General features: G+C 62.9%; 14 protein-coding genes and 1 other RNA gene. 6 read left to right on the top strand and 9 right to left on the bottom strand.

All coding sequences use genetic code 11. The annotated features are described in order from the left end of the window. Positions 1 to 294: 294 nt before the first annotated feature. Positions 295 to 1,929, top strand: a complete 1,635-nt coding sequence (locus tag VGO04_RS31345; RefSeq protein WP_327499896.1) for an MFS transporter — start codon at positions 295 to 297, stop codon at positions 1,927 to 1,929. An 82-nt stretch (positions 1,930 to 2,011) separates the two neighbouring features. Here VGO04_RS31345 and VGO04_RS31350 read toward each other — a convergent pair whose 3' ends face one another. The 6 genes from VGO04_RS31350 to ffs form a co-directional block, all read right to left on the bottom strand. Next, positions 2,012 to 3,250 (bottom strand): lytic murein transglycosylase, encoded by a 1,239-nt coding sequence (locus tag VGO04_RS31350; RefSeq protein ID WP_327499897.1) that lies wholly within the window; start codon positions 3,248 to 3,250, stop codon positions 2,012 to 2,014. A 43-nt stretch (positions 3,251 to 3,293) separates the two neighbouring features. Next, a complete protein-coding gene (gene recR, locus VGO04_RS31355; protein WP_327499898.1) occupies positions 3,294 to 3,899 on the bottom strand; it encodes a recombination mediator RecR in 606 nt (201 codons plus the stop codon). 75 nt (positions 3,900 to 3,974) lie between these two features. Further along, complete coding sequence (locus VGO04_RS31360) at positions 3,975 to 4,586, bottom strand: LysE family translocator (RefSeq protein WP_327499899.1); 612 nt, start codon at positions 4,584 to 4,586, stop codon at positions 3,975 to 3,977. Between the two features lie 198 nt (positions 4,587 to 4,784). Then, positions 4,785 to 5,108, bottom strand: a complete 324-nt coding sequence (locus VGO04_RS31365) for a YbaB/EbfC family nucleoid-associated protein (protein WP_275022188.1) — start codon at positions 5,106 to 5,108, stop codon at positions 4,785 to 4,787. A 37-nt stretch (positions 5,109 to 5,145) separates the two neighbouring features. Next, positions 5,146 to 7,014, bottom strand: coding sequence for a DNA polymerase III subunit gamma/tau (locus VGO04_RS31370; RefSeq protein WP_327499900.1), 1,869 nt, complete (start codon positions 7,012 to 7,014; stop codon positions 5,146 to 5,148). Between the two features lie 45 nt (positions 7,015 to 7,059). Continuing rightward, positions 7,060 to 7,156, bottom strand: an RNA gene (ffs, locus tag VGO04_RS31375) — signal recognition particle sRNA small type. A gap of 64 nt (positions 7,157 to 7,220) precedes the next feature. Here ffs and VGO04_RS31380 point away from each other — a divergent pair. The 4 genes from VGO04_RS31380 (at position 7,221) to VGO04_RS31395 (ending at position 9,842) form a co-directional block, all read left to right on the top strand. After that, positions 7,221 to 7,685 carry an HIT family protein gene (locus tag VGO04_RS31380; RefSeq protein WP_327499901.1) on the top strand — a complete coding sequence of 155 codons (465 nt, stop codon included), beginning with the start codon at positions 7,221 to 7,223 and terminating at the stop codon, positions 7,683 to 7,685. A 2-nt stretch (positions 7,686 to 7,687) separates the two neighbouring features. Next, positions 7,688 to 8,662, top strand: coding sequence for an NAD(+) diphosphatase (gene nudC / locus VGO04_RS31385; protein ID WP_327499902.1), 975 nt, complete (start codon positions 7,688 to 7,690; stop codon positions 8,660 to 8,662). Positions 8,663 to 8,688: 26 nt separating this feature from the next. Continuing rightward, complete coding sequence (locus VGO04_RS31390; RefSeq protein ID WP_327499903.1) at positions 8,689 to 9,396, top strand: YafY family protein; 708 nt, start codon at positions 8,689 to 8,691, stop codon at positions 9,394 to 9,396. A gap of 77 nt (positions 9,397 to 9,473) precedes the next feature. Beyond that, complete coding sequence (locus VGO04_RS31395) at positions 9,474 to 9,842, top strand: VOC family protein (protein ID WP_327499904.1); 369 nt, start codon at positions 9,474 to 9,476, stop codon at positions 9,840 to 9,842. Positions 9,843 to 9,902: 60 nt separating this feature from the next. On the opposite strand, the gene VGO04_RS31400 is transcribed toward VGO04_RS31395, so the two are convergent. Next, entirely contained in the window at positions 9,903 to 10,040 is a 138-nt protein-coding gene (locus VGO04_RS31400) for a DUF1127 domain-containing protein (protein WP_064817013.1), read from the bottom strand. Between the two features lie 555 nt (positions 10,041 to 10,595). Here VGO04_RS31400 and VGO04_RS31405 point away from each other — a divergent pair. Then, positions 10,596 to 11,291, top strand: a complete 696-nt coding sequence (locus tag VGO04_RS31405; RefSeq protein ID WP_327499905.1) for a hypothetical protein — start codon at positions 10,596 to 10,598, stop codon at positions 11,289 to 11,291. Positions 11,292 to 11,418: 127 nt separating this feature from the next. Here the strand turns inward: VGO04_RS31405 and VGO04_RS31410 are convergent, their stop codons facing one another. Both VGO04_RS31410 and VGO04_RS31415 read right to left on the bottom strand, forming a co-directional pair. Then, complete coding sequence (locus VGO04_RS31410) at positions 11,419 to 12,273, bottom strand: prephenate dehydratase (RefSeq protein WP_327499906.1); 855 nt, start codon at positions 12,271 to 12,273, stop codon at positions 11,419 to 11,421. A 22-nt stretch (positions 12,274 to 12,295) separates the two neighbouring features. Then, positions 12,296 to 13,054 (bottom strand): 3-deoxy-manno-octulosonate cytidylyltransferase, encoded by a 759-nt coding sequence (locus VGO04_RS31415; RefSeq protein ID WP_327499907.1) that lies wholly within the window; start codon positions 13,052 to 13,054, stop codon positions 12,296 to 12,298. Positions 13,055 to 13,208: the final 154 nt, after the last annotated feature.

A 13,208-nucleotide genomic window follows, 5' to 3' on the forward strand; every position in this document is an offset into this window, starting at 1 on the left:
GCCGTTGTCGTATCGGACAAACGATCATCTCCTCATCGGACCGGCTAATAAAAAAGAGCGGGTCCTGACGGGCCCACTCTTCATCTACCGATCAAGAATTTGAGGCTCATATACGCCCCATCGCCGCAAATTGCAAGGCTTCGGGCCAACCTGCGCAAATGCGCCGATCGCCGCGTCGGCGTCGAACTTCGGCAACAAGGTCAATTTCAGCGGGTGGCACTTCGGTGCCTCGGGCTTATAACAGGAATCGTACCGCTTCGAACCGACCCATCAACAGACAAGAGAGAAGACGAGGTGCCCACCCGTATTTCGCCGCTTGCTCCCTTCAAGCACGACATCTTCCGCACGATCTGGATTGCAAGCCTTGCGTCCAACTTCGGCGGGCTCATCCAATCGGTCGGCGCCGCCTGGCTGATGACCTCGATCTCGCCCTCGGCCCACATGGTGGCGCTGGTGCAGGCCTCGACCTCGCTGCCGATCATGCTCTTCTCGCTCGTATCGGGCGCGCTTGCCGACAATTTCGACCGGCGGCGGATCATGCTGGTGGCGCAGTCCTTCATGCTGGCGGTCTCGGCACTGCTGACAGTCTGTGCCTATCTCGGCCTGATCACGCCGTGGCTGCTCCTCTTATTCACCTTCCTCATCGGATGCGGAACGGCGCTCAACAATCCGTCGTGGCAGGCATCGGTCGGCGACATGGTTCCGCGCGACGACCTGCCGGCTGCCGTGACGCTGAACAGCATGGGCTTCAACATCACCCGCAGCGTTGGCCCCGCCATCGGTGGCGCGATCGTTGCGGCTGCGGGCGCTGCGGCGGCCTTCTTCGCCAACACGCTCAGCTATTTCGCCATTCTCTTTGCGCTGGTGCGCTGGCGGCGGGAGGTCGCGACCAATCCCCTGCCGCGCGAGACGCTGGCACGGGCCATCGCCGCGGGACTTCGCTACGTCGCCATGTCGCCCAATATCGGCAAGGTGCTCCTGCGCGGCTTCGTCTTCGGTCTGTCGGCCAGCGCCATTCTCGCTTTGCTGCCGCTTGTTGCCAGAGATCTCGTGCAGGGCGGCCCTTTGACCTACGGCCTGATGCTCGGCGCCTTCGGTCTCGGCGCGATCGGCGGGGCGTTGCTGAGTGCGCGCTTGCGCGAAAAGCTCTCGAGCGAGGCGATCGTGCGCATCGCCTTTGCCGGCTTTGCCGCGAGCGCCGCGATCACCGCCTTCAGCCCTCATGCCTCCTTAAGCTGTCTGGCGCTGCTCGTCTCGGGCGCCTGCTGGGTACTGGCCCTGTCGCTGTTCAACACGACCGTGCAGCTTTCGACACCGCGATGGGTCGTCGGCCGGGCGCTGTCGCTCTACCAGACGATGACCTTCGGCGGCATTGCCGGCGGCAGCTGGCTCTGGGGTACGGCGGCCGAACAGTATGGCGCTGCCAATGCGCTGATCGGCTCCTGTCTCCTGATGTTCGCCGGTGTCGCGATCGGCTTCCGGTTGCCCTTGCCGGAATTCACGTCGCTCAACCTCGATCCGCTCAACCGCTTCAACGAACCGCCGCTCGAACTGGATCTGAAACCCCGCAGTGGTCCGATCGTCATCATGATCGACTATGAGATCGCCGATGGCGATATTCCGGAGTTCCTGACGACCATGGCGGAACGTCGGCGCATCCGCATCCGCGACGGCGCCGGCCACTGGGCACTGATGCGCGATCTTGAAAACCCGAACACCTGGACCGAGACCTACCATGTGCCGACCTGGGTGGAGTATGTGCGCCACAACCAGCGCCGGACGCAGGCCGATGCGGCGGTCGGCGACAAACTGACGGCATTGCACAGCGGTCAATCACCGCCGCGCGTGCACCGAATGATCGAACGCCAGACGATCGTGCCGACCCACTACGAGCGCTACAAGCGCCAGGTCGACGTCGACATGCACTGACGACGGCATCGACCCAAACTGAAAAGGGCCTTGCGATGCAGGGCCCTTTTCAGTTTGTCGCTGCCGTTTCCGACGGAACGCCTTAACGCAGCTTCGCCTTCAGCGACGCATCCGGGAAGCAGGTCGCGGCAAGACCGCTCTTGGCCTGCCAGTCTCCGAGCGAGCGACGCGTCTTGTAGCCGGGAAGACCGTCGACCTTGCCGACATCGTAGCCCTTGGCGACCAGCGCCTTCTGCATCTTGAGAACATCCGAGCGCAGCATGTTGCCGACGTCGCCCCAGCTGCCGCGAAACGCGCCGCCACCGGTGGCGATGCGATCGGCAAGGTTGCCAATGAACAGCGCATAGAGATCGGAGTTGTTGTACTCCTTGAGCACGTAGAAGTTCGGCGTGACGATGAATTCCGGCCCGTGCCGGCCGGCCGGCACCAGCATCATCGACGATGCAGACAGTTCATGCGACGGGAACGCCTTGTCGGAAATGCGCGTAATGCCCTTATTCGCCCAATTCGACAGAGGTTGAGCAAGGTCCGGGCCTTCCTGGGCGCAGGAGACGCTCTCGGGGATCGACACTTCGAAACCCCAGTCGCGGCCGCGCTGCCAGCCCTTTTTGACGAGATAGTTGGCGATCGAGGCCAGGCTGTCCGGCACCGAATTCCAGATGTCGCGGCGGCCATCGCCGTCGAAGTCGACGGCATACTGCAGGAAACTCGACGGCATGAACTGCGGCTGTCCCATGGCGCCAGCCCAGGACCCGCGCATCGCTGCCTCGTCGACATCGCCGCTGTCGAGAATGTGCAGTGCCGCGATCAGCTCGCGGCGGAAGAGGTCCGGCCGCGTCGACATGAAGGCCTTGGTCGCCAGCACATCAACAACCGGATAGGGGATCTTGGCGCGGCCAAAGCCGGATTCGCGCCCCCAGATCGCAACGACCACCGAGCCGGGCACGCCATAGGTGCGCTCGATCTTCTTGAGCGTCGAGGCATGGGTGGACGCAAGGCTGCGGCCGGTTGCCGCCAGACCCTGCAGGCGCTTTTCCGAAAAGTAGTTGCCGGGCGAGGAGAATTCCGCCTGGCTCTGCTTCTGTTCCTTCGGCTTCGGGAAACCGGGCGGCGCCAGATCGGGCAGGTCCCAGTTGAGCTTCACATCGGAAAAAGCCGCCTTGAACGAACCGGCGGAAATACCGGCCTTCTGGGCTTCCGGCCAGACGTCGTTCTGAAGCCAGCTGCGGAACTGAGCCTCCACATCCGCTTTCGTCGCGGCATGCGCAAGCCCAAGCCAGCTGCAAAGAAGCAAAGTCGAAATTGAAAGAAGTCTCAGCATAAGGCTTCCCTGTCGGTTGGATCGCGGCGTTCGAAAAGATGGTTCAAATCGACGTGCGGGCGCGCAGGGCGGCTGCCAGCGTACCCTCGTCGAGATAATCGAGTTCGCCGCCGACCGGCACACCATGGGCAAGGCGGGTGATCTTCACCTCCATGCCCTCGAGCTGGTCGGTAATGTAGTGCGCTGTCGTCTGGCCCTCGACCGTGGCGTTGACGGCGATGATCAGTTCGCGCACGCCGCCATTGGCGATGCGCTGAACCAGGCCCTTGATGTTGAGATCGTCGGGGCCGACGCCGTCAAGCGGCGACAGCGTGCCGCCGAGCACATGGTAGGCGGCATTCATCGCGCCGGCGCGCTCCAGCGCCCAGAGGTCGGACACGTCTTCAACGACGATGATCACCGACTGGTCGCGGCGCTCGTCGGAACAGACGGTGCAGGGGTCGATCGTGTCGACATTGCCGCAGCACGAGCAGATCCTGACCTTTCGATGCGCCTCGCCCATCGCGTCCGCTAGCGGGCCAAGCAGCTGGTCCTTCTTCTTGACGAGGTGCAGCGCTGCGCGCCGCGCGGAACGCGGTCCGAGCCCCGGCACTTTCGCCAGGAGCTGGATGAGTTTTTCGATTTCGGGACCGGTGACTCGTTTTGCCATGCGGCGCTTTTAGCCCATATCGGTCGCAAACGGAATCGTCTTCGAAGGGCGCTTGCGACGATACCGATGACGGCGCTATCGCGTCGCGATCGCCACCGCTGCACCGGCAATCGTCGCGGCGCTCGTGCGGTTGGCAATACGCACCGCGCGCCGGCTCTTCAGGAACGTGCGTGCCTTGGAGGCCATCGCCACCCAGCCGAAATCGACGATAACGAGCACGATCAGCATAGTCGCCACCAGCTCCATCCAGCCGATGACCGTGACCGAGCCAAGATCGATGATCGATGGCAGCAGCGCGACGTAGAACATCATCACCTTGGGATTGCCGAGCGTGACGGTGATGCCGGCGAAAAACAGTTTTGCGGCCGAGCGCGACTGCGGCAGGTGATCTCCCGGCATATCCGGCTCCGCCGTCCACATTTTCCAGGCGAGATAAAGAAGATAGGCGACACCCAGCCATTTGATAGCGACGAAGAGCAGATGGAAGCTCTCGGCGATCGCGGCAAGGCCGGCAACGGCAAATGAGAGCCAGATGGCCTCGCCGATCCAGAGCGCCACGAGGAAGGGCAGCACATCGCGCGCACCTTTCGACAGCACGCGGGCGACAAGGGCTGCGACGCTGGGTCCGGGTGAGCCGGCTGCAACCAGCAAGGCGCCGGCAAACATAAGAAGGGATGTCAGGGACATGCGCGGTCCTCCTCGGGAGGCGGCAATCTACCATGCTTTGCTGTCGGCACCAGTGGCAGACGGGCGCGAAATCGCGCGCGCCAATGTTCGGTTGGCTATGCCGATAGGCGGCTGACGCGTTGGGCAACGCAACAGCAATATCGACAGGCGAGCAAAGTGGTCGCCTGTCGCTCGATCATAGATCCGGCAGGGAAAGGATCAGAACGGCAGCTTCATGCCGGGCGGGATCGGCAGGCCGGCGGTCAGTTCGCGGGTCTTTTCGGCCTGGACGGCCTCGGCCTTGTCCTTGGCGTCCTTGTGGGCGGCGACGATCAGGTCTTCGAGGATCTCGACATCGTCTTCCTTGAAGAGCGAGGGGTCGATCTTCAGGCTCTTGAGGGTGCCCTTGCCATCGAGGCGAACGGTCACCAGACCACCGCCGGAAGAGCCGTCGACTTCGAGTGCGGCGATCTCCGCCTGCATCTTCTCCATCTTGGCCTGCATTTCCTTGACCTTGCCCATCATCCCCATGATGTCGCGCATCGTCGTCTCCTGTTCTGCTTGTCTGACCGTCGAGCGGCTATTCGATATCGTCGCCGGGGACGATGTCGCCTTCGGCGGATTCGGCTGTGGCCGGAGCGGCGCTCTCGACCTCTTCTTCAACGGCGCGAATGCGCACGTCGGTGATCTTTGCACCCGGGAACCGGGCGAGAATGGCGGCGACATCCGGGTCCTGGCGCGCGTCGTTCAGACGCTGCTCCTGTGCCCGCTGTTCGGCCTCGATCAGCGTCGGCTCGCCGGCCTCGCGGCTGTAACTGACGATCCAGTGGATGCCGGTCCATTCCTTGAGCTTGACTGCGACTTCGCCAAGCAACGTCTTCGGCGCATCGTCGGACACGTTGACGTCGAGACGGCCGGGTTCGATGTGGACCAGCCGCAGAAAGCCGCGCACCAATGTCTTGAGCTTGATATCGCGGTTCTTGGCGCAGAGATCGGCGATGTCGGAAATCGAGTTGACCGGCACGGACGGCTGCGGCCTGGCGGCCGGGGCCGTCAAGACGCGCTCTTCGATGCGGCCGACGGCGACCGGCTGCGGCGCCACGTCCGGCACGGCGCGCAACATCGTCGCGCCATTGCTCGTCGGGCGCTGAACCGGCATCGGCTGCGAAGCCTGCGCCGCTACGGCGACGGAGGCAGAAGCCTGGGCGCCGCCGCCACTGCCGCCATTGGGCGTAAGACGACCGCCGCCGCCTTCGTTGCCGGAGAGCTCCAGCAGCCGTCGCGCGGCTTCTTCCGGCGCCGGCAGATGGGCGGCATGCGCCAAGCGGATCAGCACCATTTCGGCCGCACCCGCCGGGCGCGACGACCCTTCGGCTTCAGGAATGCCCTTCAGCAGCATCTGCCAGATACGTGAGAGCGCGGTAACCGCGACGCTTTCGGCAAAGACCGCACCGCGTGTGCGTTCGATCTCGCTCAAAGACTGGTCGTTGACGGCCTCCGGCACGTATTTCATGCGGGTGACGAGATGGGTGAAATCGGCAAGGTCGGTGAGAACGACGGTCGGGTTGGCGCCTGCCTCGTACTGCGCCGTGAATTCCTGCAATGCCGCGGCGACGTCGCCTTTGACGACATGGTCGAAGAGATCGACGATGCGGGCGCGGTCGGCAAGGCCGAGCATCGAGCGCACGGTCTCGACCTCGACCACACCGCCGCCATGGGCGATCGCCTGGTCAAGCAGCGACAGGCCGTCACGTGCCGAGCCTTCGGCAGCGCGGGCGACCATGGCGAGCGCCTCGGCGTCGAAGGAAACACCTTCCTTGCCGAGGATGGTCGAAAACAGGCCGACGAGATCCGACGCACTGATACGGCGCAGATCGAAGCGCTGACAGCGCGACAGTACCGTGATCGGGACTTTGCGGATTTCGGTGGTGGCGAAGATGAACTTCACATGCTCCGGCGGCTCTTCGAGCGTCTTCAACAGGCCGTTGAAGGCCTGGGTCGAGAGCATGTGCACTTCGTCGATGATGTAGACTTTATAGCGCGCCGATACCGGGCGGTAGCGCACCTGCTCGATGATCTCTCTGATATCGTCGATGCCGGTGTGGGAAGCGGCGTCCATCTCGATGACATCGACATGGCGGCCGTCCATGATCGCCTGGCAGTGCTCACCCGGCACCCGAAGGTCGATGGTCGGACGGTCGATGTCCGCTGTCTTGTAGTTGAGCGCGCGGGCGAGAATGCGGGCCGTGGTGGTCTTGCCGACACCGCGCACCCCGGTCAGCATGTAGGCCTGGGCGATGCGGCCGGTCTCGAACGCGTTGGTGAGCGTGCGCACCATCGGTTCCTGCCCGACCATCAGGTCGGAGAAATCCTTGGGGCGATACTTGCGCGCCAAGACGCGGTAGGCGGCTGGTTTCTCAACGGATGAAATGGACGTGTCGTCGCTCATCGACCCTGCCGCTGTTCGAACTCGTGTCCCGACAGGACGGAAAAGGTGGGAGGCTGGCACGATGACCCGTGCCGGGCTCGTTAGGGCTGCTTCCTTCCGGACCTGACCCGGTTGGCGAGTGGCTCGTCCACCACCAACCTCCCGGCTTCCATATCGGCAATATCGAAAGCAAATGCAAGCCAAGCGATCAAAAAACTGATATCGATATGCAAAACAAGGCGAATCCCTTGTCATTGCCTGACGTGTCACTGCGCGAGGAGAACCCGTTGACGACCTTCACCCTCGACGAGCGGCTTGAGCGCGACGGCATCCCGATCGCCTCGATCGGGCTTTGCCAGATGCGGCTGATGAACGACCGCCGCTGGCCGTGGCTCGTGCTCATTCCGCAGCGTGAAGGGATCTCCGAGGTTTTTGACCTGTCGCCGCTCGACCAGACGATGCTGACCTTCGAAACGAACATGGCAGCGACCGCCCTGAAGAAGGTCACGGGCGCCGAGAAGATCAACATTGGCGCTTTGGGCAACATCGTCCGGCAGCTTCACGTGCATATCATTGCCCGCAACGACGGCGATCCCAACTGGCCGGGGCCGGTCTGGGGTTTCGGCAAGTCGGAGCCATGGGACGAAAACGACCATCAGACCTTCGCAGCGCGCATTCTGGAAAATCTCTGAACATGACGAAATCGATCTTTGACCTGCGCAGTCCGCATCCGGAGCCCAGCACCCTCGTCGCCTTCTCCGAAAACCATCTGGATCGCCAGTCCGAGCACCGCACTGACGACTGCATCGAGGCGGCGCTCAAGCACCCAGGCGCGCATTTCCTGGCTTTTTCGGGCGCAAAGCTCATCGTCAAGCATGACGAAAAGATCATCGATCCGCTGTTTGCACCTTACGAACTGGACGGGCTCGAGCCGGTGCTCGACGAAACGATCCTGCTCGGCTACCTGCCGAACGGCGAGCCACGGCTGGCGGTGCCGACCGGCCTGACGGAAGAGACGATCGCCGAGCCCTTCAAGATTGCCGATGGCCGCACGCTCTACCGGCAGCAGATGCTGCCGGAGGAGCTGCTCGGCCAGTTTGCGCAGGCATCCAGCCTGATCACCTGGAACGGCAACAACCGCTTCTGCGGCCGCTGCGCCGGGCCGATGGAGGGCAAGGCCGGCGGCTATCGCCGTGTCTGCACCGCCTGCGGCCAGATGGTTTTCCCACGGACCGACCCTGTGGTCATCATGATGACGATCGACCTCGAACGCGATCTTTGCCTGCTCGGCCGCAGTCCGCATTTCGCACCGGGCATGTATTCCTGCCTTGCCGGTTTCGTCGAACCGGGCGAAACGATCGAAAACGCCGTGCGCCGCGAAACGCTCGAGGAGTCCGGCATCCATGTCGGCCGGGTGCGCTACCACGCCTCACAGCCCTGGCCGATGCCGCATACGCTGATGATCGGCTGCTATGCCGAAGCGAAATCGAGCACCATCAAGCGCGACGAACAGGAGCTTGAGGATGTGCGCTGGTTCACGCGCGAGGAAACGACCGCGATGCTCGAACGCTCGACCGGCGTCGCCAACACCGGTGACGTGCACATTCCGCCGCCGAAGGGCGCGATCGCGCACCAGCTGATGCGCGACTGGCTTGCCTGGGGCGCCTAAGGGCGTCCGGCTACGAGGAGGCACCCGTGTCCCGCTCCGAACGGCTGCTCGATCTTCTGCAGGTGCTCCGGCGCTACCGTCAGCCGGTGAGCGGCCAGCGGCTGGCGGAAGAAACCGGCGTCAGCCTCAGAACGCTTTATCGTGACATCGCCAGCCTCCAGGCCCAGGGCGCCAATATCGAGGGCGAGCCGGGGCTTGGTTACGTGCTGAAGCCCGGCTTCATGCTGCCGCCGATGATGTTCTCAGCCGAAGAGATCGAGGCGCTTGTGCTCGGCTCGCGTTGGGTTTCCAAGCGCACCGACGACGATCTCGCCGGTGCTGCGGCGAATGCGCTTGCCAAGATCGCCGCTGTGCTGCCTGTAGAGCTTCGCGAAGAGCTCGACAGTTCGACCCTGCTCGTCGGGCCGAGCCCGCCGGCCACCAACGGTATCGACATCGCCGCGCTGAGACGGGCGATCCGCAACGAGCGCAAGGTGGAACTCGACTATGTCGACAATGATGGCAGCGCGACGCAGCGCACCATCTGGCCCTTCGCACTGGGCTTCTTCGAGAACGTCCGCATGGTCATGGCCTGGTGCGAACTGCGCCTGGACTTCCGGCACTTCCGCGCCGACCGGATGCAACGGATGACAGTGACCGAAGCGCGCTATCCGCGTCGCCGCCAGGTGCTGATGAAGGACTGGCGTGCCAGCCAGGACATGACCGCGTCCAAGCGCCAGACGGTCGGCTCCTGAGGAGAGCCAACAGATGCTGACAGAAATTGGCAGCGCCCGCTCCTAGCCTGCAACTCCCGCAACAAGGAGGAAACAGCATGGCCAAGGCAAATCTCATCGTTCTCTACGTCAAGGATCCGCTCGCAAGCGTGGACTTTTACCGCCAGGTTCTCGCACAGGAACCAAGCGTCACCTACCAGACCTTCTCATCCTTCGAACTGCCCGGCGGCTTCACGCTCGGACTCTGGGCCGAACGCACGGTCGCGCCGGAACCGACGGCATCAGGCCATCGCTCGGAGCTGGCTTTCATGGTGGAGAATGAGAGCGCGGTGCGCGCGCATTACAGGGAATGGAAGGAAAAAGGCCTGCCGATTGCGCAGGAACTGACCGAGATGGATTTCGGTCCGACGTTCGTCGCGCTCGATCCGGATGGTCACCGGCTGCGCGTCTGCCTCTACGATTCATGACGGGAGGCAGCGGCGCGCATCCCGCCAGCGTGTTGCGGCGGGATGCGCGAATGGTGCGGATTAGCGGCCGTAAACGGCGGCCTGGATCTGCGAACGGGACAGACCGATGTCGCTCAGTGCGTGATCGTCGAGAGCGTTCAGCTCGCGGATCGCACGGCGGGTCTTCGCATATTCCATGATCTTCTGACGGATCTTCATCTTTAAACTCCTTACTTGAACGGGCGGTAAGTAGGCATTTGCCTAAAATTTGTGTAGCGCCACGATTGCAAACTAGGCATGCACCAGACGCGTAGCCGGTTAACGAATTTTTGCCACTTTTGCCAATTTCGGCGCTGGCACGAAGCCAATGATTCTCCCGGAAAATCGCCGCGTGCTTCCGGCCCGATAACGGTCCGGCATGCACCAGAAGACGTGGCCGGAAGATGTTCGGTAGAGGTTGGCCGCAAGATTGCTACAACCATGAGTTTGGTTCTGGCCGGAAATCAGGCGCAGGCGAACTCACCGCCTCGCCCCCGCAAGACGCCGCTTGCCGCGCCCGCAGCGCCACAGCCGCAGGTGCGGCGCGACCTCCATTTGCCGCGCAGGCATGGCTGCGCCTGCCGGCCATGCGCTCTTCATCTCGCCGAGCCAAGATGGGCCTTGAATAGCCGCGACAGGATGGCGATGCTCATCGCAGCACCCCCATTCAAGGGGCGTTGCAGCCGAGACCTGCGACAGTGCCAAGGGGGCGAACAAACAACAGGAGGGGTGACCATGGCGAACAACGATGACGAGGATGCAAGCCACCTTTTCGGTTGGCTCTGCGCCACCCTCATTCTGGCAGGCGTTGTTGTTTTTGCTCTTTGGTCAGGCCCCGGCCGCGACTTGATGTGCCTGCCAGAGGAAACGAAATGCGCGCGCGAATGGCTTGCCGCACTGAGCGGATGGGCGGCCGTGGCGGCGGCTCTGCCAACCGTGTGGTTCATTAATCGCCAAATTCGCGACACCAACAGACACCACGCGGAGTCAATCGCGCTTCAGCTTCTGCCGACCCTTGCCCTGACACATCGGATCGCCGAGCATGCGCACCAGACGCGGACACTCGTGAGCAACATGGTCGCGAACCTCGTGCCCGAATGGCAGGCCGACGAAGACTTGGCCAGGCAGATGTACCGAGCGCTGCATCACTTGCAGCAGCTGCAGGAGCGGATGGCGGCCCGGGACTACGACGACTTTGAAGAGAAGATAGGCAGCAACCTTCCCGGCCAGCTCCACTCCGCCCGCGAAGATATCCGCAAGCTCAAGGCGTTCGTCTTCGACAGCGCGACGGGAAAGGAGGATAGCATAGACCGCCTGAAGCAAAGACGGGACAAGTTGGCGCATTGCGCAACGCGATGTCAGGATTACAGCACTGAATGCGCGGATCGCGCCGAGGCGTTTCTTCAGCGGTGGTCAGCGGCAAGCGGTTGACGTCCGCCGCGCTGCGCGACGTCAACGGCGCTCGCTCAAACCGCCGGCTCGCGCCGGTTACGCGGCGCGGCCTTGTGTGTTTGGGCGCAGCTGACAGGCTCACCTGCACGCGAACTGAAACGCGTTCTTAAAGAACGCCGCGCATCGGGTGCGCCTTGTAGGTGCCGAGGATGCGGACCTTTTCGGAGAAGAAGCGAAGTTCGTCCATGGCGTGACGCACGCCGACATCATCCGGATGCCCTTCAATGTCGGCATAGAACTGTGTCGCCACGAACTTGCCGCCGAGCTGGTAGCTTTCGAGCTTCGTCATGTTGATGCCGTTGGTCGCAAAGCCGCCCATGGCCTTGTAGAGAGCGGCCGGAATGTTGCGCACATTGAAGACGAAGGTGGTGATGATCAGCTCGTCGTCGGCCACGCGCGACGCACGGCTTTCCTCGCGTGACAGCACGACGAAACGGGTGACGTTGCTTTCGGTGTCCTCGACATTCTCGGCAATGATTTCCAGGCCGTAGAGGTCGGCGGCAAGCCGCGGCGCGAGTGCTGCCATCGTGCGGTCGCCCTTCTCCGAGACAAGCTTGGCGGCGCCCGCCGTGTCGCCGGCAACGACCGGCTTCCAGCCATTGGCGCGCACGATCTTGCGGCACTGGCCAAGCGCGTGGATGTGGCTGTGCACAGTGCGGACCTCGTCTCGCGTAACACCCGGCAGCACCATCAGCTGGAAGCGGATCGGCATGAAGTACTCGCCGACAATGTGCAGTCGCGATTCCGGCAGCAGGTGATGGATGTCGGCGACGCGGCCGGCGATCGTGTTCTCGATCGGGATCATCGCAAGATCGGCTTCACCGTTCTCGACCGCGACGAAGGCATCCTCGAAGGTCTGGCACGGCAGCGGCTCCATCGACGGGAACATGTCGCGGCAGGCCATGTCGGAATTGGCGCCGTAGTCGCCCTGGAAGGAAATCCTGTTGGTCTTGACAGTCACGGTAGCTTCCTTCTCAGGTTCTTTATGGGTGAATACGGGCCGACAGGATACGGCGGGCCTTTTCGAGCTCCACCGGCGTGTCGACGCCGAGCGGCACCGAATCGACGATCTCGGCGTCGATGCGCATGCCGGCCTCAAGCGCGCGCAACTGCTCCAGCGATTCGCGACGTTCGAGCACGGAAGGCGCAAGCGAGACGAAACGCTCAAGCGCCTTGCGGCGATAGGCGTAGAGACCGATGTGGTGATAGAGCGGTCCGTTGCCGTAAGGCGCGGTCGCGCGGGTAAAGTAAAGTGCGCGCAGCCGGGTATCGGAAAGAGGCGAGCCGACAACCTTGACGATGTTCGGATTGGTCTTCTCGCTCTCCTCGGTGATCGCCACGGTCAGGGTCGCGATGTCGGTGCCGGCATTTTCAAGCGGGTTGAGCGCCGCGCGGATCGAGGCGGGTTCAACGGTCGGAAGATCGCCCTGCACGTTGATGACGATCTCGGCTTCGCCATTCGGATCGGCCTTTTGCAGCGCTTCGTAGATCCGATCGGATCCGGACTGATGGTCGATGCGGGTCATGATCGCTTCGAAGCCTGCGTCACGCACGACGTCGAAGACGCTTTGATCGTCGACGGCAACGACGACGCGACCGACATCCGCCTCACTGGCGCGCCTTGCCACCTGGACGATCATCGGCAGGCCGCAAATATCGGCGAGAGGCTTTCCGGGCAGGCGTGTCGAGGCCATGCGTGCCGGGATGAGCACGATGGCCTTACCTGAATTTTCGCGATTCATGATCTGGCCTTCTAAAACCCCGCTGAAAGTGTCAATAAGTCTCAGTTAGGGGCCGATAATCACTGTTGCAACGCAGAGCCAAAAGACATAGGTTCCGCGCGATTTCAAGATAGGCCGGGTTTTTGTTTGCGCCGGTGGCAAAGGGAGCGTTTGC

It is taken from the genome of Ensifer sp. (assembly GCF_035999185.1).
Lineage (GTDB): Bacteria > Pseudomonadota > Alphaproteobacteria > Rhizobiales > Rhizobiaceae > Ensifer.